This is a genomic window from Neisseria blantyrii (assembly GCF_962747855.1).
In the GTDB taxonomy this organism is placed as follows: Bacteria; Pseudomonadota; Gammaproteobacteria; order Burkholderiales; family Neisseriaceae; genus Neisseria; species Neisseria viridiae.
Genome location: NZ_CAUIZY010000012.1, coordinates 1 through 21,250, shown reverse-complemented (window position 1 = coordinate 21,250; position 21,250 = coordinate 1). Strand labels below are relative to the sequence as shown.

Sequence of the window (21,250 nt, the reverse complement as noted above, 5' to 3'; positions counted from 1 at the left end):
TTTCTCTGTTATTGTTCCGGTATCGGACCGGCAGTCCGCTCCGCCACACGCAAAACCGCACTTCTCGCCCTCGGATTGGCGGCAATTTCCGCCTCACCCGGCTTTAATGCCCTGCCCACGATTTTCAGGGGCGGCTCGGGCAAATCCGCTTCCCTGACCGCCGCCCAGCGCGGCAGGGGCGCGTGTTGCGAATATTTTTTGACAAACTGCTTCACAATGCGGTCTTCCAACGAATGGAAAGCAATGACCGCCAAACGCCCGCCCTCTTTCAGACGGCACATGACCTGCGGCAATACCGCCCCTACTTCTTCAAGCTCGCGGTTAATAAAGATGCGGATCGCCTGGAAGGTGCGCGTCGCAGGATCCTGCCCCCGCTCACGAGTACGGACGTTTTGTGCCACGATCTGCGCCAGCTTGCGGGTTGTATCGATTGGACTTTCCGCCCGTTGCGCAACAATGGCGCGCGCAATCTGGCGGCTAAACCGCTCTTCACCATAATTCTTGATTACCTCGTGCAAATCCTGTTCCGACGCAACCGCTATCCACTCTGCGGCAGACATACCGCGCGTCGTATCCATACGCATATCCAAAGGGGCATCGAAACGGAAGCTGAAACCGCGGCTGCCGTCATCGATTTGCGGAGACGAAATCCCCAAATCAAACAGCGCACCGTCCACCTTGCCGATACCCAAACCGTCCAATGCCGTCTGAAACGAAGCAAAACCGCCATGCACGACACCGACCCGTTTGTCCGAACGCGCCAGCTCTTCTGCCACAGCAATCGCCTGCGGGTCTTTGTCGAAAACAATCAACCGCCCCGCATCGCCCAAACGCGACAAAACCAGCCGGGAATGCCCTCCCCTGCCAAACGTACCGTCCACATAAACACCATCCTCGCGCACGGCAAGCGCATCCACCGCCTCATTCAGCAAGACCGTGATATGCCGGTAACTTTCTGCTCCACTCACAATTGCAAATCCGTCTGACCCAACTGGAAGGCAAGTTCGTCAGGATCGTCATCCAAAGCCTGAACCATCTCAGTCTCCCACTGCTCGCGACCCCAAAGCTCCAAACGGTTGGCACGACCGACCAAAACGACTTCACGGTCGAAATCCACCCTTTTCCTCAGTCCGGCAGGAACCAGCACCCTGCCGGCGCTGTCCCATTCCAAAATTTCCGCGTTATGCAGCAAAAGATTTTGAAACCGCCGCAAAACAGGGTTATCCGCCACTTTTAAGTTTAAAAGTTGCGCCGCAACCTTTTCCCACTCCGCAACAGGGTACATCAACAGCTTATGTTTCGACTCGAGCGTTACCACTACGGCAGGCGTATAGAGGCGCGACAGAATGTCGCGGAATTTGGCAGGAACAGCCAACCGCCCCTTACTGTCGATGCTTAATTCGTGTGCGCCGCCGAACATGACATGTCCCAAGCCGAAATCAAAATCACAAGGGTAAAAGAGACACTTTGCCCCACAATTCCCCACCAATCGACACTATAAGAAATTTTAAACACTCGGTCAAATACGGACGGAAAATTTCATTAATATATCAAGTTTTTTAAATTCCTTTAAAAACAACAAAATAGAAAAATCCAATTGCAGACAGCCAACCGCAAGGCATAGTAATAAAGGTAAATAATTACCATATATGCTATTTATTTTAAATAAAAAGCAATATATAGCATTAAAATAAAGCCATGACAGCATCTATACCAACGTGTAATATGTCGGGAAATCCAATAAATTTACACAAGATAACATTTATCATGCCCCTCCCCCTCCCCTCCCCCGAAGCACGGCAATCCTCGCTCAAGCTGCAAACCCTCATTGCCGAAGAAATCGGCAAACACGGCAATTGGATTCCATTTTCACGTTTTATGGAATTGGTTTTATACGCTCCGCAATACGGCTACTACACCGGCGGCAGCCATAAAATCGGCAATAACGGGGATTTTATTACCGCACCGACCCTCACCCTTCTGTTTGCACAGACACTGGCACGCCAACTTCAAGAACTCCTACCCCAAACGGCAGGCAATATCTATGAATTCGGCGCGGGAACCGGACAGCTTGCCGCCGATCTGTTGGGCAGCATTTCAGACGGCATCGACTGTTACTATATTATTGAAATATCGCCGGAGCTGGTCGCGCGTCAGAAAAACCTGATTCAGACCCGCGCACCGGAAGCATCTCAAAAAGTTGTCCACTTGACCGCACTTCCCGAAGCGTTTGACGGAATCGTCATCGGCAACGAAGTGCTCGATGCCATACCCGTCGAAATCGTCCGTAAAAATGAAGGCGGATTATTCGAGCACATCGGCGTTTGCACGGATAACGGCCGTTTCGCCTATTCTGCAAGACCCTTGCACGACCCGTCGCTTTCCGCCTCTGCTTCCCTTTATTTCCCTCAAACGGATTCCCCCTACACCAGCGAACTGCACCCGCAACAATATGCCTTTATCCGCACCCTTGCCTCAAAGCTTGAACGCGGAGGTATGATATTCATCGACTACGGTTTTGATGCGGCGCAGTATTACCATCCCCAACGCAGTCAAGGCACATTGATCGGACACTACCGACACCACGTTATCCACAATCCTTTCGACTTCATCGGGTTGTCCGACCTGACCGCCCACGTCAACTTTACCGACATCGCCCAAGCCGGTACGGATGCAGGACTGGATTTGACAGGTTACCTCCCCCAATCCCATTTCTTACTGAATCTGGGCATAACCGAACTGTTGGCACAAGTGGGAAAAACAGATTCGGCAGCCTATATCCGTGAAGCTGCTGCCGTTCAGAAACTGATTGACCAGCACGAAATGGGCGAACTGTTTAAAGTCATCGCATTCGGAAAAAATATCGGCACTGATTGGACAGGATTTTGTTTCGGCGACATCTGCCACAAACTCTAACCCTCATGCCGTCTGAATCCGCTTCAGACGACATAAACTTTTTAACATTTAAAAACAGGAAACTAATTCAAAATTAAAAAATACGGCTTGTCAAAAAAACAAAAAAACATATAATAGCGACTTCACGAAACGGCGAATTAGCTCAGTCGGTTAGAGCAGAGGAATCATAATCCTTGTGTCCGGGGTTCGAGTCCCTGATTCGCCACCAGATTTTCGGGGGTATAGCTCAGTTGGTAGAGCGCTTGCATGGCATGCAAGAGGTCAGCGGTTCGATCCCGCTTACCTCCACCAGATAAAAAAGCACGGACCGTAAAAAGGTATGTGCTTTTTTTATTGCCTGATTGCCGGAAAACAAAGAACAAACCACTGCCTTCAAAACAGACAATCGACTTTAAACCTATTGCCCTGCCCGTCCTGATTTTATCAGTCCGCCAGACAAACCCGACCCGAATAATGTCTTCAGGCCGGGTTTATGGTTTCATTCCCAACTTATCCAGCCCGACAGCCACAATATAATGATGGCAATACCAAAAACAATACGGTAATAGGCAAACGGGATATAGTTTTTCTTGGAAACAAACTTCAGCAATGCTTTTACAGCCACCAAACCGGAAACAAAAGCGGCAATAAAGCCTATCAGAATCAAACCAACATCATGCAGGGTGAAAAATCGGTAATGTTTCAGGACATCATAAGCCGTTGCTGCAACCATCATCGGAACGGCCAAGAAAAATGAAAACTCCGTTGCCGTTTTCCGCTCGATTCCCCAAAGCATCCCGCCCATAATCGTACTACCCGAACGGGACGTACCCGGAACCAGTGCAAACACTTGGGCAACGCCGATCATCAACGCATCAATCGGACGCAATGCATCAACATCGGCAATTTTAGGCTCTGCTCGGCTTTGGCGTTTCTCCACCCACAAAATAAAAAAACCGCCCAAAACCAGCATGACTGCAACACTCAAGGGGTTAAACAGATACTCTTTGATTTGTTTGCCGAACAACAGCCCCATCACGGCGGCAGGTATAAAAGCAATGGCAAGATTGAGGACGAAACGGTTGGCTTTCCGGTCTTTTCCCACGCCATGCAACACATTGCTGAAACGCTGCCGGTATTCAAACACTACCGCCAAAACCGCACCGAGCTGGATGGCAATTTCAAAAACCTTGTGATTGCTGTGAAAATCAATCAGATTGCCGAACACAATCAAATGTCCGGTGCTGGAAATCGGTAAAAATTCGGTAAAACCTTCTACCAAGCCCATCATCAGGGCTTTCAGGACAATCAGAAAATCCATTGCTTGCGCTTCTTTCGGATACGGGAGTTCGGCTATTTCTGTACAGCAGGGGTCTGACGCTTGCGTTCTTCCCTGACTTTGGCAACCAATTCTTTAATCGTATGAACGCCGCCGTCAAAGCCGTTATTGAAGATGACGCGGTATTTTCCGCCGACAATAACGGTCGGAGTGCTGTCAATACCGTATTGTTCCGTCAGTTTCTGCATTTTTAATACGGCGGCGGCAGCTTCGGGGGAATCATAGGCGCGCATCAGTTTTTTGCCGTCAAAGCCTTTTTGGGACAAAGCCCATTTTTCGGCAACCGCCCTGTTTTCCAAGCGGATTTTTTGTTCGTAAACTGCTTTAAACACGGCAGGGTTTGCCTGATATTTCAAACCTGACAAATTGACGGCTGCTGCCATTCTTGCCAGACCGAGCATTTCAGGTCGCCAGACCACGTGCTCCGTCCTTAAATAGGCATCAGACGGCAATGCCTTGCCCAATTTCAACAACAAAGGATCGAAATGATGGCAATGTACGCAGAAATAGCCGAAAAATTCCAAAACCTCAATTTTGCCCGACTGTTCTTGAGGAATGGGTTTATCCAACACAAGATAGTCTTCCCCTTCCGTCAGGGCATATGCCCGTGCGGACAACACTGCCGAAAGCAGCAGCGGCAACAGATGTTTGAGCTTCATAATTATTCGCCTTCAATCGCACGGATCAGGCTGGCGACCCCGTGCTTTTTCAACTCGTCCTGCATTTTTTTCACCGCATCGGCAGACATATTGCCGCTTTGCACGCGGTAAAGCGTTTTACTTCCTGCCTGATAGCCGACCACCTTGGAAGATATGCCCAAGATTGCCAGTTTGGCACGCTGCCCTTCCGCGCTCCGGCGGTCGGCATACGCACCCATTTGCAGATAATGCGTTGCTTCCGCCTTGTCGGACGTTTTCATTTTCTGCACTTCTTTGGCGGCGGCACTGCGCGCTTTTTCGATGCTGCCGCTGTTGAGGATTTGTTCCGGGGTCGGTTTGGGTGCAACTTTTTCCTTCGCCGCCTTTTTCTCTTCTTTTGAAGCTTTTTTCTCTGTTTCTTTAGACGGTTTTACCGCTTGTTTTTTAACCGTTTCGACATCTTTTTTCTGCGCTTTTTCCCTGACGGTTTGTTCACGCTCTTCCGTCAATGCTTTCTTGCGCACTGCCTGTCCGTCCGGCTCTTCCCGTTCCGGCTCGCCCGCCTTTTCTTCAACCTCGTCGGCTTTGTCGGCAACGGGCTGCTTGTCGGCAGTTTTTTCCGCATCCGACTGCTCTGCCTCTTTCGCAGCATCCGGTTCGGACAAGGCGTTTTGATCGGCCGGTTCAGGTCGGATGTCTTCCTTAGGCTGGTTTTTCGGTTTCAGGATTTCTGTTTCTGCAGGCTGCTTCGACGGAGCCGGGATTTTGAACGCATTTTGACCGCTCTGGTTCAGATAAAACAAAATACCGGCAATAATGACCGTCGCCAGTATCAAACCGAAGAAGAAACCGGACAGACCTTTTCCGGATTGGGAAAATTTGTTCATAAATATACCTTAATGTGTTTCAGACGGCATTAACGCCGTTTGCTTACGGGCGGATATTCTAACAATATCGCCATATTTGGGCAAAACCTGCTTCCATTCCCATTCCTATAAAGCGCGGCGGAAACCTATGGCTTTCATGACGTGGCTTCTACCGACTTCTTCATCGCCCGACAAATCCGCCAATGTACGCGCCACGCGCATAATGCGGTGGAAGCTGCGGGCGGAAAGGGAGAGTTTTTCCAGCAGGCCGCCCAAGGCTTCCTGCGCTTCTTTTTGGATGCGGGCTTGGGAATCGAGTTCGCTGACGCTCAAAGCGGCGTTGACTTTACCCTGCCGTGCGTATTGTTTGTCTCGGGCGGCGATGACGCGTTCCAAAACGGACGCGCTGCTTTCGCCCGCTTCCTGCTGCATCAGTTCGGCGGCGGACAGGCTCGGGACTTCGATGGTCAAATCGATGCGGTCGAGCAGCGGGCCGGAAATCTTGCTGCGGTAACGCGCGACGCTTTCGGGCGTGCAGCGGCAGGGCTTGACGGGATGCCCGAGATAACCGCACGGGCAGGGGTTCATGGCGGCAACAAGTTGGAATTTGGCAGGATAGACGGCTTGGCGCGCCGCGCGGGAAATGTGGATTTCGCCGTTTTCCAACGGTTCGCGCAAAACTTCCAAAACTTTGCGGTCAAACTCGGGCAATTCATCCAAAAATAAAACGCCGTGATGCGCCAGCGAAATCTCTCCCGGACGCGGATCCGAGCCGCCGCCGACCATGGCTGCCGAACTCGCGCTGTGGTGTGGGCTGCGGAAAGGACGGTGGCTGTCAAGTTGTTGTTGGTGGTTGGGCAGGAGCGAACGCAATGCCCACACTTCGACCAATTCGTCTTCGGTCAAAGGCGGCAGGATGCCGGGCAGCCGTTGGGAAAGCATAGATTTGCCCGTTCCCGGCGGCCCCATCATCAAAAGGCTGTGTCCTCCTGCGGCGGCAATTTCCAAAGCAAGGCGGGCAGTGTGCTGACCTTTCACATCGCACAAATCAGGTTGTCCGCCATGTTCAGACGACATTTGCGATACTGAACATTCGGTTTGCGCCAAAGGTTCGATACCGTTCAAATGAGCGGCGACTTCGCCCAAAGAGCGCGCGCCGTAAACGGTAATGCCGCGCATCACGGCGGCTTGTTCTGCGTTTTCCTGCGGCAAGACGAAGGAACGCCCCGCCCGCATACCCTGCCACGCCATCGCCAACGCGCCACGCACGGGGCGCAACAGCCCCGACAGTGCCAATTCCCCCGCAAACTCGTATTCCGCCAGCTTTTCGGGCGCAACCTGCCCCGATGCGGCAAGGATGCCGATTGCAATCGGCAAATCGAAACGCCCCGACTCTTTGGGCAGGTCGGCAGGGGCGAGATTGACGGTGATTTTTTTGACGGGAAACTCGAAGCCGCTTTGGATGATGGCGGCACGGACGCGGTCGCGGCTTTCTTTGACTTCCGTATCGGGAAGTCCGACGATGTTGAAATGCGGCAGACCGTTGGCAAGGTGGGCTTCCACTTCGACCAACGGCGCATTCATACCGCTCAAGGCGCGGCTGTAAACCAAGGCGAGCGACATATTTTCAGACGGCCTTATTCGCCGGCTGCGGTTTGCTGCCTGATTTCGGCGACGGCTTCTTCGGCAGCGGCTTCAGCCGCTTCCAATGCTGCCCGTTCGGGATTTTGCGCGGCTTCGAGTTTTGCCAAACGCGCTTCCAAAGCCGCCAGTTTGGTACGGGTTTTAATCAAAACCTGCTGCTGGATGTCGAATTCTTCGCGCGTAACCAAATCCATACGGTTGAACGCGCTGCCCAGCATCGCCTTAATATTTTTTTCCACATCTTTGGCAGGGCTGTTGGCGATGGTTTCGCTGATTTTCGAGCCGACTTCTTCAAAAAGCTGCTTGCCGAACATAATCTGTATCCTTCCTGAACATATCAAATTCAAGCGGCTATTGTATAAGGAAAAATGCCGTCTGAAAACGGGCGGCCGGCCATCTGCACAAAATGTTCCGCCCCCACTTCCGTTGCTAAACTACACTTCAAAACATAAGCAGGCGGAAAGCCGGTTTCACAACACCATCCCTTTTCAATTACAAACAACTACAAAATAATATCTTGTTTTAGATAGATTTTATGTTAACAATCTGCTTTTCTCCGCCTTTTTTCGACGGCAAGTGCTTTGCAAACAAAAGAATTTGGGTTATGCTGAACCAAATTATTTACAATTTCATGTGATTTCATTACATATCTTATTGTGATTGAAGATAATTTATCCGAATCCCCTTTCGGGTGTCCGGATTTTCAGTTGTACTTTTATTAGAAAAACATTTCAGGCGCAAGTTGCTTGCAATTTCAAAGCCTGTAATTCTGAAGTTTTAGACGAGGAATAGCACATGAATCCCATGTACATCACTTTTGCAATCTATCTGGTTGCAGTCCTTCTCATCGGGCTTGCCGCTTATTTTTCCACGCGCAATTTCGACGATTATATTTTGGGCGGGCGCAGCCTGGGCCCGTTTGTTACGGCGATGTCGGCGGGCGCGTCCGATATGTCCGGCTGGCTTTTGATGGGGCTGCCGGGCGCGATTTACCTGAGCGGTTTGAACGAAGCCTGGATTGCCATCGGCCTCTTGGTCGGCGCGTATTTCAACTGGCTCTTGGTGGCGGGCCGCCTGCGCGTGCATACCGAATACGCCAACAATGCGCTGACGCTGCCGGATTATTTCTTCCACCGCTTCGGCGCGGGCGGACACTTGATGAAAGTGGTTTCCGCACTGATTATCCTGTTCTTCTTCACGATTTATTGCGCCTCGGGCATTGTGGCGGGCGCAACCCTGTTCCAAAGCCTGTTTGAAGGTATGACTTACAATCAGGCAATGTGGCTGGGCGCGGGCGCGACCATCGCCTATACCTTCTTGGGCGGCTTCTTGGCGGTCAGCTGGACGGATACGTTGCAGGCATCTTTGATGATTTTCGCCCTGATTTTAACGCCAGTGATGGTCTATCTGGGCTTGGGCGGCGCGGAACAGATGTCTGCCGCGATTCAAAGCGTCGCCGCAGGCACGGGCAAAGAATACGGCAGCCTGTTTGCCGGTACGACCGTCATCGGCATCATTTCTACCGCCGCATGGGGCTTGGGCTATTTCGGACAGCCGCACATTTTGGCGCGCTTTATGGCCGCCGAAAGCGCGAAATCGCTGGTATCCGCACGCCGCATCGGTATGACTTGGATGGCGTTGTGCCTTGCGGGCGCGGTAGCGGTCGGTTATTTCGGCATTGCGTATTTCGGTGCAAATCCCGACAAAGTTTCTTCTATGAGCGGCAACCACGAACGCATCTTCATCGCGCTTTCCACCCTGCTGTTCAACCCTTGGATCGCCGGTATTATTTTGAGCGCGATTTTGGCGGCGGTGATGTCCACCCTGTCCTGCCAGCTTTTGGTTTGCTCCAGCGCGATTACCGAAGACTTCTACAAAGGCTTTTTGCGTAAAAACGCGCAACAGTCGGAACTGGTATGGGTCGGCCGCCTGATGGTCTTGGCGATTGCCGTGATTTCCATCCTGATTGCTTCCGATCCGAACAGCAAAGTATTGGGACTGGTGTCTTACGCGTGGGCAGGTTTCGGTGCGGCGTTCGGCCCGATTGTGATTCTGTCCGTATTGTGGAAACGCATCACTGCCTACGGCGCGTTGTCGGGTATGGTTGCAGGTGCGTTAACCGTTGTTGTGTGGGCGGAATGGGTGAAAAAACCGGCTCAAGCGGCAGGAGAAAGCGGCCTGTTGACGATGTACGAAATCGTGCCGGGCTTTATTGTTTGCTTGATCGTTGCCGTGTTGGTTTCCCTGTTCAACAAAGAACCTTCGCGCGAAATCCAAGAACGCTTTGAAAAAGCCGACGCAGACTACCGCGCCGCCCGATAAACCCCTTTCAGACGGCACGGCATCCCGGTTCGTGCCGTCTGAACCCGTTTCCGGGTCAAACACAAATAAACCTTGCCTGCATACAGGTCTTATTTGTGTTTTACCCGTTTCATTTTCAAAGAAACGGAAGCACCGATTCTGCCCGCATTTGAAGCCTTGTATTTCATCTGCGGATTTATTACGATATTACCGTATTCAGGCCGCACCGATGCCGTCTGAACCCCCCGAAAAACTTTGGAGAATCCAAAAAATGTTTCATTTTGCATTTCCGGCACAAACTGCCCTGCGCCAAGCGATAACCGATGCCTACCGCCGTAATGAAATCGAAGCCGTACAGGATATGTTGCAACGTGCACAGATGAGCGATGAAGAGCGCAACGCCGCCTCCGAGCTTGCCCGCCGTTTGGTTACCCAAGTCCGCGCCGGCCGTACCAAAGCCGGCGGAGTGGATGCGCTGATGCACGAGTTTTCACTCTCCAGCGAAGAAGGCATCGCTCTGATGTGTCTGGCGGAAGCCCTGCTGCGCATTCCCGACAACGCCACGCGCGACCGCCTGATTGCCGACAAGATTTCAGACGGCAACTGGAAAAGCCATTTGAACAACAGCCCTTCCCTCTTCGTCAACGCCGCCGCCTGGGGTCTGCTGATTACCGGCAAACTGACCGCCACAAACGACAAACAAATGAGTTCCGCACTCAGCCGCCTGATCAGCAAAGGCGGCGCACCGCTCATCCGCCAAGGCGTAAATTACGCCATGCGGCTTCTGGGCAAACAGTTCGTCACCGGACAGACCATTGAAGAAGCCCTGCAAAACGGCAAAGAACGCGAAAAAATGGGCTACCGCTTCTCCTTCGATATGTTGGGCGAAGCCGCCTACACCCAAGCCGATGCCGACCGCTACTACCGCGACTATGTCGAAGCCATCCACGCCATCGGCAAAGATGCCGCTGGCCAAGGCGTTTACGAAGGCAACGGCATTTCCGTCAAACTCTCCGCCATCCATCCGCGCTACTCGCGCGCCCAACACGGCCGCGTGATGGGAGAACTGTTGCCGCGCCTGAAAGAATTGTTCCTTTTGGGTAAAAAATACGATATCGGTATCAACATCGATGCCGAAGAAGCCAACCGCTTGGAGCTGTCTTTGGATTTGATGGAGGCACTCGTTTCCGACCCCGATTTGGCAGGCTACAAAGGCATCGGTTTCGTTGTCCAAGCCTACCAAAAACGCTGCCCCTTCGTCATCGACTACCTGATCGACCTTGCCCGCCGCAACAACCAAAAACTGATGATCCGCCTCGTCAAAGGCGCGTATTGGGACAGCGAAATCAAATGGGCGCAAGTGGACGGCTTGAACGGCTATCCGACCTACACCCGCAAAGTGCATACCGACATTTCCTACCTCGCCTGCGCGCGCAAACTGCTTTCCGCGCAAGACGCGGTATTCCCGCAATTCGCCACCCACAACGCCTACACCTTGGGCGCGATTTACCAAATGGGCAAAGGCAAAGACTTTGAACACCAATGCCTGCACGGAATGGGCGAAACCCTGTACGACCAAGTCGTCGGCCCGCAAAACCTAGGCCGCCGCGTGCGCGTGTACGCCCCGGTCGGCACGCACGAAACCCTGCTCGCCTACTTGGTGCGCCGCCTGTTGGAAAACGGCGCGAACTCGTCTTTCGTCAACCAAATCGTCGATGAAAACATCAGCATCGACCGCCTGATTAAGAGCCCGTTCGACACCATCGCCGAACAGGGCATCCACCTGCACAACGCGCTGCCGCTGCCGCGCGATTTGTACGGCAAATGCCGTCTGAACTCGCAAGGCGTGGACTTGAGCAATGAAAACGTATTGCAGCAGCTTCAAGAACAGATGAACAAAGCCGCCGCGCAAGACTTCCACGCCGCATCCATCGTCAACGGCAAAGCCCACGATGTCGGCGAAGCGCAACCGATTAAAAACCCTGCCGACCACGGAGATGTTGTCGGTACGGTCAGCTTTGCCGATGCCGCGCTTGCCCAAGAAGCGGTTGGCGCAGCCGTTGCCGCGTTCCCCGAATGGAGTGCGACACCTGCCGCCGAGCGCGCCGCCTGCCTGCACCGTTTCGCCGACCTGCTCGAACAGCACACCCCCGCGCTGATGATGCTTGCCGTGCGCGAAGCAGGCAAAACGCTGAACAACGCCATTGCCGAAGTGCGCGAAGCCGTCGATTTCTGCCGCTACTACGCAGGCGAAGCCGAAAACACCCTGCCCAAAGATGCCGAAGCCGTCGGCGCGATTGTCGCCATCAGCCCGTGGAACTTCCCGCTCGCCATCTTTACCGGCGAAGTCGTGTCCGCATTGGCGGCAGGCAACACCGTCATCGCCAAACCTGCCGAACAAACCAGCCTGATTGCCGGTTATGCCGTTTCCCTCATGCACGAAGCCGGCATCCCGACTTCCGCCCTGCAACTCGTCCTCGGCGCAGGCGATGTCGGCGCGGCGCTGACAGGCGATCCACGCATCGGCGGCGTGATTTTCACAGGCTCGACCGAAGTGGCGCGCCTGATCAACAAAGCCCTTGCCAAACGCGGCGACAATCCCGTCCTGATTGCCGAAACCGGCGGACAAAACGCCATGATTGTCGATTCCACCGCACTTGCCGAACAAGTCTGCGCCGACGTATTGAACTCCGCCTTCGACAGCGCGGGACAACGCTGCTCCGCCCTGCGCATTTTGTGCGTCCAAGAAGACGTTGCCGACCGTATGCTCGACATGATCAAAGGCGCGATGGACGAACTCGTCGTCGGCAAACCGATTCAGCTCACCACCGATGTCGGCCCCGTCATCGATGCCGAAGCGCAGCAAAACCTGTTGAACCACATCAACAAAATGAAAGGCGTTGCCAAGTCTTACCACGAAGTCAAAACCGCTGCCGATGTCGATTCCGAAAAATCCACGTTCGTCCGCCCCATCCTGTTTGAATTGAACAACCTCAACGAACTGCAACGCGAAGTCTTCGGCCCCGTCCTGCACGTCGTCCGCTACCGCGCCGACGAACTCGACAGCGTCATCGACCAAATCAACAGCAAAGGCTACGCCCTGACCCACGGCGTACACAGCCGCATCGAAGGCACGGTACGCCACATCCGCAGCCGCATCGAAGCCGGCAACGTTTACGTCAACCGCAACATCGTCGGCGCAGTCGTCGGCGTACAGCCCTTCGGCGGACACGGTCTGTCCGGCACAGGTCCCAAAGCAGGCGGTTCGTTCTACCTGCAAAAACTGACCCGCATCCCCGAATGGGTTGCCCCGACCCTGAGCCAAATCGGACAGGCGGACGAAGCCGCGCTCAAACGCCTCGAAACACTGGTTCACAAACTTCCGTTCAACGCCGAAGAGAAAAAAGCCGCAGCGGCCGCTTTGGGACACGCCCGCATCCGCACCCTGCGCCGTGCCGAAACCGTCCTTACCGGCCCGACCGGCGAGCGCAACAGCATCTCATGGCACGCGCCAAAACGCGTTTGGATACACGGCGGCAGCACGGTTCAAGCCTTTGCCGCACTGACCGAACTTGCCGCCTCCGGCGTACAGGCAGTGGTCGAACCCGACAGCCCCTTGGCTTCCTACACCGCCGACCTGGAAGGCCTGCTGCTGGTCAACGGCAAACCCGAAACCGTCGGCATCAGCCACGTTGCCGCCCTGTCTCCTTTGGACAGCGCACGCAAACAGGAACTTGCCGCCCACGACGGCGCACTCATCCGCATCCTCCCTTCGGAAAACGGACTCGACATCCTGCAAGTGTTTGAAGAAATCTCTTGCAGCGTCAACACCACAGCCGCCGGCGGCAACGCCAGCCTGATGGCGGTTGCCGACTGATTTTGCCAAAACCGCCCGAGCGCGGCCCGCGAACAAATGCCGTCTGAAAACCTTTCAGACGGCATTTTTATAGTGGATTAACAAAAATCAGGACAAGGCGACGAAGCCGCAGACAGTACAAATAGTACGGAACCGATTCACTTAGTGCTTCAGCACCTTAGAGAACCGTTCTCTTTGAGCTAAGGCGAGGCAACGCCGTACCGGTTTTTGTTAATCCACTATATTTCGTCATTCGCACAACTTAACGTTGATTACCTGCACAAGCCCAAATCGCAGCACCATCACGTTTTTACTTCATTATTTCAACTTCTTTTATTCCATCGTTCCCACGAAAACAGAAAACCAAAACAGAAACCCCAAATCCCGTCATTCCCGCACAGGCGGGAATCCAGTCCGTTCGGTTTCAGTTGTTTCTGATAAATCTTGCAGCGTTGGGTTTTTAGATTCCCGCAACTTTTCGTCATTCCCGTGAAAACGGGAATCTAGAGCGTAGGGTTGAAGAAACTGTTTTATCCGATAAGTTTCCGTGCCGACAGACCTAGATTCCCGCCTGCGCGGGAATGACGGGTTTTAAGATTACGGTGTTATCGGGAATGATGGTTCGGGTATTTCCTTACGCCCGCTCTGCTCCTGTAAACGGTAAGTGCATCAAAAATGCCGTCTGAAGATTCAGACGGCATCGGTGTCGGAGAATCAGCAAGCCGTAGGGTGGGCTTCAGCCCACCATTTCCATCAATCCCACATTTCCACCGTTTTCATCGAATCCATCGAATCCTTACCTTTCGACAATCACTGAACCGTCATTCCCGCGCAGGCGGGAATCTAGGTCTGTCGGTGCGGAAACTTATCAAATAAAATGGTTTCTCCAACCCTGCGTTCTAGATTCCCACTTTCGTGGGAATGACGGAATGTAGGTTCGTGGGAATGACGGGATCAGGTTTCCGTGCGGATGGATTCGTCATTCCCGCGCAGGCGGGAATCTAGAGTTGTCGGCACAGAAACTTATCGGGTGCAACGGTTTCTTGAGATTCCTCATCCTAGATTCCCGCCTGCGCGGGAATGACGGCGGAGAAGTTTCTGCTTTCCCGATAAATGCCCACTCTCAGGGGAATGAAGGCTGCCGTATTAAATAGCAAACGAATCATTTCAAATAAAAAAAGCCTGTCTTTCGACAGGCTTTTTGTTGATACCAATCTTTGCAGATTAGAATTTGTGGCGCAGACCGACGGTGCTGGCAGTCGATACGGTTTTGTTTGCGCCTTTGCCTTCTTGCAACCAGCCGGCAGAAACCAAGGCAGAAGTGCGTTTGGAGAAGTCGTATTCCGCACCGACGATAACTTGGTCGTAACGGTTGTCGCCGTCTGCTTTAGCAACAGTGCCTTTGAAGCCGTGGGCGTAAGAAACGCGGGGCGTTACGTTGCCGAAGCGGTATGCCACGGTAGCGGCAACTTCGGTTTGAGAGTTGTGCGAATTGGAAGCATCAGTCAATTTCGCATCTTGTTGCTGTACGGCTACGGAAGCGTACAGGGCATCGTTGTCGTAACCGCCGACCAAACGGTGAACTTGCAGTTTTTCAACAGGCTGACCAACTTTTTCTGCGCTAGTGCCTTCACCGTGTCTTTGGAACAAACCGGCGTATTGTGCGAAGAAGCCGCTGTTTTGGTAGTTCAAACCGACGTGGTAAGATTCGCCGTTTTTGCCTGAATTGTCTTTAGGCGCGTATTGCACGCTGCCGCTGAAGCCGGCAAATTCGGGAGAATCGTAGCGTACGGATGCGTAGCGGTGTTCCGGAGCGGAGATTTTGCTGACTTGCAACACGTCTTCGGTAGCGCTGCCAGATTCCCAAGCATTGACGTTGCCGCCGGCGTCTTTCAGGACGCTGTTCAGGTGACCGGCTCGGACGGTACCGAAGCCGCCTTTCAAACCGATGAAGGATTGGCGGTTGCCCCAGCCGCTGTCAGTACCGGCGATGGAGGCTTTTTGTTCCAACTGCCAAATGGCTTTCAGTCCGTTGCCGAAATCTTCTTGACCTTTGAAGCCGATTTTTGAACCGGAGTCGGCGATTTCGCTGCCGGTTTTCACTTCAGTTACTTTGCCTTCTGCATGTTTTACAGTGCGGTAAGTTTCTACGCCGGCTTTGATGGTGCCGTACAGGGTAACATCAGCCATTGCTGCAACAGGCAGGGCAGCCAGTGTCAGGGCAATCAGGGATTTTTTCATTGCTGTATTCCTTTTTTGGTTAAGAAATTTAAACGGGTCGGGCTTTCCAAGCCGCTTAGCTTTGCATTTACCGCCGAGGGGTTCGGCGATTTCATGTCTGAAACTATAAATGTTCCTGTCTGAAAAAACAAACTTCTGCCTGTTTTTGTGTGGAATCCGATGTGCATTTTGAAGGGCGGATAGAGATATTATGGGTATTTTTTGTTTTATAACATATGGTTATTTAAAATTTTTAAGATTTGCATTTTTACAACACTTACTTGGGAAGGCATTGGAGGGCATTGCAAACCGGGGGTTATAAAGACAGCAAAAAACGTACACACACGGTTTCTTTCGGAACGGGCGGATGTGAAACCCGCCCCTACAATAAAATGCCGTCTGAACCGACAGGTTCAGACTCCTGCCGGTAAAAATGGCAGCAGCAAGGTTTTCTGTTTTGAATGCCGTCTGAAAGGAGGAAAAGATTGCGGGCGAGTGTAAAACCCGACCCTGCGGCAGGATAATGAACACAATCAATTCAGACTATTCAATCAAGCAAACATTTCCTGCAATACTGCAAACAGTTTTTTAGCCGTACTGTTGTCTAAATTTCCAAGATGTTTGACCAATCTGGCTTTATCCACAGCCCTAATCTGTTCGGGCAAAAGCAAACCGTCTTTATCCTGAAAGCGGACATTGACGCGGAACGGGGCAGGACGGCTTCCGCTCGTCATAGGAACGATCAGCACAGTCTTGAGATAGTTGTGTATTTCAGGAGGAGATACTACGACACAAGGACGTGTCTTTTTGATTTCGCTTCCTACGGTCAGGTCTAAGGAGACCAGATAGATTCCGCCGCGTACTACCATATCCATTCTTTATCCGCTTCGTTTTCAATTTCGGAAAAAAAATGCTCCTGCTCGGTTTCGACAAGCATTGCGGCAGCTTCTGCCCATCCTCTGCGAACGGTAGGACAGCTTAAAATAATATTGCCCTTTTCAACTGTAACAGCCAAGCTGTCCACCGCCCCTATTTGACCCAATAATGATTTGGGCAGAATCACTCCTTGCGAGTTTCCCATTTTGCGTATGTTGAGAATCATATACGTACCATATTTACCAGTTTATGTAATAACAATGTTATTACCTTGATGAGGTAGTGTCAACATTGAAAAAGATTGCCTGACAGTTTGTACGATTTCAAAATCTCCGCGACAAGAATGTTTTAAAGCCATTCGGGGATTTGGGGGCGGACGATGCCGTATGCCTCGGGATAGTCGACGCCGGTCAGGTAAAGCCCGTCGGGCATGAAGGTCGGTGGGGCTTTGAGGCGGCTGCGTTCTTGAATCAGTGCGGCGAAGCCTTCGACGCTGAGCCTGCCGCTGCCGACATAAACGAGCGCGCCCATGATGTTGCGTACCATGTGGTGCAAAAAGGCGTTGCCGTGCAAATCGAGGCGGACGAGTCCTGCGCTTTGGGTAAGGTCGGCTCGGTAGATGGTTTTGACGGGGGATTTTGCCTGGCACTCGGCGGCGCGGAAGCTAGAGAAGTCTTGTTCGCCGATCAATAAGGCGGCAGCTCGGCGCATCGGTTCGATGTCGAGCTTGAGGTGTGTCCAGCCTGCCCTGTTTTTGAGCAGGGGGGAACGGACGGGGGCGGATTCGAGCAGGTAGCGGTAGTGCCGTCCGTATGCGTCGAAGCGGGCGTGAAATTCAGGTGCAACCTGTCGGGCATGCAAAACGGCAATGCCTTCGGGCAGGTGGGCATTTACGCCGCGCACCCATGCCTGTTGGGGACGGACGGCAGTTGTGTCGAAGTGGACGACTTGGGCGGTGGCGTGCACGCCGGTATCGGTTCTGCCGGCAACAATGGTGGAAACTGCTTCCCCTGCTATTTGGGCAAGTGCGTTTTCCAATGCCGTCTGAACGGTCGGTACGCCGTCAGCCTGTTTCTGCCAGCCGTAAAAACGGCTGCCGTCGTAGGATAGTGTCAGTGCCCAGCGTTGTTTTTGTGCGGTATCCATCGGGTTTGGGATTCGGGTAAATGTTCAGACGGCATTGTATCGCAGATTTTGCAGGGAAACGGCAAACGCCCGGGGCGCGCGGCGTTGTTTGGGGAGATGTTCGAGAGGGGGGGTGATACAGGGTGCGCCGCAGGGTGTTGCGTAACAACTGTATTTTTCACCCCGTCGGGCAAAAATACAGTTGCTACGGTTTGCCGAATCATCCGAAATACCCGCATCGTCATTCCCGCGCAGGCGGGAATCTAGACCTGTCGGCGCAGAAACTTATCGGGTGCAACGGTTTCTTGAGATTTTACGTCCTAGATTCCCGCCTGCGCGGGAATGACGGCATATCTGCGCGGGAATGACGGCATATCGGCAGGCGCAGGGTGTTTTGCATTTGATAAAAATGCCGTCTGAAGGCTTCAGACGGCATTTCTGCGGCAACCGGATTATCTCCAGACCAAGAGCGCGTGGTTGCGTTTGCCGCGCCGAAGGATGGTGTATTTGCCGAAACGTTTGTGTTCGCCTGTCAACAGATAGGCATCATCGGGGCGTTCGGCGGCGTGGTCGGGGTTGTTGGCTTCGACAGGTTTGCCGTTGAGCAAAACCGCTTTGCTGTTCACAAAGCCGCGCGCTTCTTTATTGGAGGATGCCAAACCGGTTTTTACCAAGGCTTCGACGACATTGATGCCGTCTGAAACTTCAAATGCGGGCAGGCCGTCGAGGGCGAGCTGTTCGAAGTCGCTTTCGGTGAGCCGGCTTTGGTCTTCTGCAAACAGGCTTTCGGAAATGCGCTGCGCGGCTTGCAGGGCTTCTTCGCCGTGAATCAGGCGGGTCATTTCTTCGGCGAGGATGCGTTGCGCTTCGGGCTTGCTGCCGCTGGCTTGGTCTTTCGCTTCGACGGCATCGATTTCTTCGACAGACAAGAAGGTAAAGTATTTCAGGAATTTATACACATCGGCATCGGCGACCTTCAGCCAGAATTGGTAGAACTGGTACGGCGAGGTTTTTTTCGCGTTCAGCCATACCGCGCCGCCTTCGGTTTTGCCGAATTTGGTGCCGTCTGATTTGGTTACCAAAGGCAGGGTCAGTCCGAACACTTGTTTTTGGTGCAGGCGGCGGGTCAGGTCGATGCCGGCGGTGATGTTGCCCCATTGGTCGGAACCGCCGATTTCCAAAACCGCGCCATGGCGTTTGTTCAACTCGGCGAAGTCGTAACCTTGCAGCAGGGAATAAGCGAACTCGGTGAAGGAGATGCCTGCGCCGTCGCGGTCGATGCGCTGTTTGACGGATTCTTTGTTCAGCATAGCGTTGACGGAGAAATGCTTGCCGATGTCGCGCAGGAAGTCGAGGCAGTTCATTTTGCCGAACCAGTCGGCGTTGTTCGCCATAACGGCGGCGTTTCCGCCTTCAAAGCTCAAGAAAGGGGTCAGTTGGTTGCGGATGCTTTCTACCCAGCCGGCAACGGTTTCGGCGGAATTGAGGCTGCGTTCGGCGGCTTTGAAGCTGGGGTCGCCAATCATACCGGTCGCGCCGCCCACTAAGGCAATCGGCGTATGCCCCGCCTGTTGGAAACGGCGCAATGCCAAGACGGGCAGCAGGTGTCCGATGTGCAGGCTGTCGGCGGTGGGATCGAAACCGCAGTAAAGGGCGATTTTTTGTTCGTTCAACAAAGCGTCTAAGGCTTCGATGTCGGTGGTTTGCGCGATTAGGCCGCGCGATTGCAGGTCTTGAATGACGCTCATCGGTCTCTTTCAAAAAAATTAGCGGTTTTGCAAACCGCCGATTGTAACAAATTTAATCGGATCAATGGTTATGGCGCGTATCGAGAAACCGTTGTTTTTCGGAAAAACGCTTTGCCAATTCTGTGCCGCCGTAAGGGTTGATGTGGTCTTTGTCCGAGTAAACCGGCAATCCGCCGATTTGGAAATCTGCGGGGATATAGGCGGCGGCATCAATAACATAGACGTTGGGGTATTTGGCTGCCAATTCCCTGATGCGGGCATTGGCTTTCAGGGTGCTTTCGTCGTCCGGATGCAGGGTTTGGCGGTAGCCCGGTATGCGGAAAGACAAGATATAGGCACGTTGTACGTTGTAAGACGAGGCAAGGTTGTCCGCCATCAGGTAAACGGCTTGTTTTTCGGACGAGAGTTTGTGCAGCATACGGTCGAATTTTTGGAAAAAACCGGCATCGTAGGCAAGGGAGCGGCTGTTTTCGGGCATCTGGCTGCCCCAGCGCATCGCCAAAACCACTTTTGAATACCGGGGCAGGTGTTCTTCGGCATAGCGGTAAACGGCGCGGCAGGCGGCCCAGTTTTGGAACACACGGGACGCGTAGCCTTCCACATAGGCGCAGGCGTCGGCGGAAACCATAGTGGCGGACCATTTTTCTTTTTTGCCCACGGCATCGAAGAATGTTTTGTAATGGTCGGCGTGGGAGTCGCCCAAAACCAGCAGTTCCGGCTGTTTTTCCGTATCCCCCCATAGGCATTGTTTGTCGGTATTGTTGTGGCAGGAGGTGTTGGAACGCGTCAGCCCCAAGCGGTCGTATTGCGCCATAAACGGCAGCCTCATCGCGAAAAACGAGCCCGCGCCCAAAATGAGCATAGGCAAGGCATAAATCCATAAAACGGATTGTGCGAACGAACCTTTCCATTTTTTAAACGGCTTTTCGATGCAGTGATAAGAAATCAGGGAAAGCAGCAATATCAGGACGATTGCTGCCGCCGGCGAATAAGGCGGCAGGTTGTCCGGGCCGATATAGCGCATAAAGGCCAATATCGGCCAATGCCACAGATAAAGCGAATAGGAAATCAAGCCGATGGCAACGGTGATTTTCCATTGGAAAAATTTTTTAAGCGGGTGTTCGTAATGATTGAAATAAATCAGCGCGGCAACAGCCAGACAGGGAATCAAAGCGGCGGGTCCCGGGAAGTAGGCGGTTTGTTCCGAATAGACAAACAGGCAGGCGGACAGTATGCACGCGGAAAACAATGCGCCGGCGGCGGCACAGCGTCTGCCGACGGCAGGTTGCCGCTGTTGCCGGCAGCGCATCCACACGGCGGTCAGCGATCCTATCAGTAATTCGCAGGCGCGCAGGTGGGGCAGGTAATATTTATCGAGCGCGGAAGGCATAAAGGAAGCGGCAAGGCTTAAGGCGCACAGTGCGGCGAGGAAGCCGAACTGTACGCGCGGGCTTTTGCGGGCGACAAGCAGCAGCAATATCGGAAAAACAAAGTAAAATTGTTCTTCGACCGACAAAGACCAGATGTGCAGCAGGGGCTTTTCTTCCTGCGCGGGATCGAAATAGTCCTTGCCCCTTGCAAAATACAGGTTGGAGGCGAAACCCAAGGCGGTCAGCGCGGATTTCCACAAAAGAAAGAAATCATCTTTGGTGAATAAAAAGAAGCCGCCTGCCAGCGTTGCCGCCAATACGGCGAAAAATGCGGGCAGAATCCGCTTGATGCGGCGGATATAAAATGCCTTA

At 53.1% G+C, this 21,250-nt stretch carries 17 protein-coding genes and 2 tRNA genes; 5 read left to right on the top strand and 14 right to left on the bottom strand.

Going from position 1 to position 21,250, the window contains the following annotated elements:
* Positions 1-8: 8 nt before the first annotated feature.
* Together rsmH and mraZ are read right to left on the bottom strand one after the other, a co-directional pair.
* The gene (gene rsmH / locus Q9J80_RS09225; protein ID WP_301673146.1) at positions 9-968 is read right to left on the bottom strand and encodes a 16S rRNA (cytosine(1402)-N(4))-methyltransferase RsmH; all 960 of its coding nucleotides are present in this window, start codon (positions 966-968) and stop codon (positions 9-11) included.
* The gene (mraZ, locus tag Q9J80_RS09220; protein ID WP_301673147.1) at positions 965-1,420 is read right to left on the bottom strand and encodes a division/cell wall cluster transcriptional repressor MraZ; all 456 of its coding nucleotides are present in this window, start codon (positions 1,418-1,420) and stop codon (positions 965-967) included. Before mraZ ends, rsmH begins: the two co-directional genes overlap by 4 nt.
* Positions 1,421-1,698: 278 nt before the next feature.
* Here mraZ and Q9J80_RS09215 point away from each other — a divergent pair, with 278 nt between their 5' ends.
* From Q9J80_RS09215 to Q9J80_RS09205, 3 genes are all read left to right on the top strand, one after another.
* Positions 1,699-2,916 carry a class I SAM-dependent methyltransferase gene (locus Q9J80_RS09215; protein WP_301673148.1) on the top strand — a complete coding sequence of 406 codons (1,218 nt, stop codon included), beginning with the start codon at positions 1,699-1,701 and terminating at the stop codon, positions 2,914-2,916.
* A gap of 131 nt (positions 2,917-3,047) precedes the next feature.
* Positions 3,048-3,124: transfer RNA gene (locus tag Q9J80_RS09210), tRNA-Met, on the top strand.
* Positions 3,125-3,131: 7 nt separating this feature from the next.
* Positions 3,132-3,207: transfer RNA gene (locus Q9J80_RS09205), tRNA-Ala, on the top strand.
* 187 nt (positions 3,208-3,394) lie between these two features.
* Here Q9J80_RS09205 and Q9J80_RS09200 read toward each other — a convergent pair.
* From Q9J80_RS09200 to Q9J80_RS09180, 5 genes are all read right to left on the bottom strand, one after another.
* A complete protein-coding gene (locus tag Q9J80_RS09200) occupies positions 3,395-4,216 on the bottom strand; it encodes an undecaprenyl-diphosphate phosphatase (RefSeq protein ID WP_301673149.1) in 822 nt (273 codons plus the stop codon).
* A gap of 32 nt (positions 4,217-4,248) precedes the next feature.
* Complete coding sequence (locus tag Q9J80_RS09195) at positions 4,249-4,893, bottom strand: thiol:disulfide interchange protein DsbA/DsbL (RefSeq protein ID WP_301673150.1); 645 nt, start codon at positions 4,891-4,893, stop codon at positions 4,249-4,251.
* A gap of 2 nt (positions 4,894-4,895) precedes the next feature.
* Entirely contained in the window at positions 4,896-5,759 is an 864-nt protein-coding gene (gene ftsN, locus Q9J80_RS09190; protein WP_301673151.1) for a cell division protein FtsN, read from the bottom strand.
* A 105-nt stretch (positions 5,760-5,864) separates the two neighbouring features.
* Positions 5,865-7,361, bottom strand: coding sequence for a YifB family Mg chelatase-like AAA ATPase (locus tag Q9J80_RS09185; RefSeq protein WP_304671554.1), 1,497 nt, complete (start codon positions 7,359-7,361; stop codon positions 5,865-5,867).
* A 14-nt stretch (positions 7,362-7,375) separates the two neighbouring features.
* Entirely contained in the window at positions 7,376-7,696 is a 321-nt protein-coding gene (locus Q9J80_RS09180) for an accessory factor UbiK family protein (protein WP_025457830.1), read from the bottom strand.
* A 481-nt stretch (positions 7,697-8,177) separates the two neighbouring features.
* Here Q9J80_RS09180 and putP point away from each other — a divergent pair, with 481 nt between their 5' ends.
* Entirely contained in the window at positions 8,178-9,704 is a 1,527-nt protein-coding gene (gene putP / locus Q9J80_RS09175) for a sodium/proline symporter PutP (protein ID WP_107819899.1), read from the top strand.
* A gap of 250 nt (positions 9,705-9,954) precedes the next feature.
* Entirely contained in the window at positions 9,955-13,560 is a 3,606-nt protein-coding gene (putA, locus tag Q9J80_RS09170) for a bifunctional proline dehydrogenase/L-glutamate gamma-semialdehyde dehydrogenase PutA (protein WP_301673171.1), read from the top strand.
* 1,203 nt (positions 13,561-14,763) lie between these two features.
* Here putA and porB read toward each other — a convergent pair.
* From porB to Q9J80_RS09135, 7 genes are all read right to left on the bottom strand, one after another.
* The gene (porB, locus tag Q9J80_RS09165; protein ID WP_301673153.1) at positions 14,764-15,780 is read right to left on the bottom strand and encodes a trimeric porin PorB; all 1,017 of its coding nucleotides are present in this window, start codon (positions 15,778-15,780) and stop codon (positions 14,764-14,766) included.
* 530 nt (positions 15,781-16,310) lie between these two features.
* On the bottom strand, positions 16,311-16,634 hold the full coding sequence (locus tag Q9J80_RS09160) for a type II toxin-antitoxin system PemK/MazF family toxin (RefSeq protein WP_301673154.1): 324 nt from the start codon (positions 16,632-16,634) through the stop codon (positions 16,311-16,313).
* The gene (locus Q9J80_RS09155; protein ID WP_002218169.1) at positions 16,622-16,861 is read right to left on the bottom strand and encodes an AbrB/MazE/SpoVT family DNA-binding domain-containing protein; all 240 of its coding nucleotides are present in this window, start codon (positions 16,859-16,861) and stop codon (positions 16,622-16,624) included. The genes Q9J80_RS09160 and Q9J80_RS09155 overlap by 13 nt, the downstream gene beginning before the upstream one ends.
* A 122-nt stretch (positions 16,862-16,983) precedes the next feature.
* Positions 16,984-17,781 (bottom strand): tRNA pseudouridine(38-40) synthase TruA, encoded by a 798-nt coding sequence (truA, locus tag Q9J80_RS09150; RefSeq protein WP_301673155.1) that lies wholly within the window; start codon positions 17,779-17,781, stop codon positions 16,984-16,986.
* A gap of 292 nt (positions 17,782-18,073) precedes the next feature.
* Positions 18,074-18,196, bottom strand: coding sequence for a hypothetical protein (locus Q9J80_RS09145; protein ID WP_300905801.1), 123 nt, complete (start codon positions 18,194-18,196; stop codon positions 18,074-18,076).
* 16 nt (positions 18,197-18,212) lie between these two features.
* A complete protein-coding gene (gene tyrS, locus Q9J80_RS09140; RefSeq protein ID WP_301673157.1) occupies positions 18,213-19,508 on the bottom strand; it encodes a tyrosine--tRNA ligase in 1,296 nt (431 codons plus the stop codon).
* 61 nt (positions 19,509-19,569) lie between these two features.
* A partial coding sequence (locus tag Q9J80_RS09135; protein ID WP_304678563.1) for an acyltransferase family protein occupies positions 19,570-21,250 on the bottom strand: 1,681 nt, incomplete at its 5' end.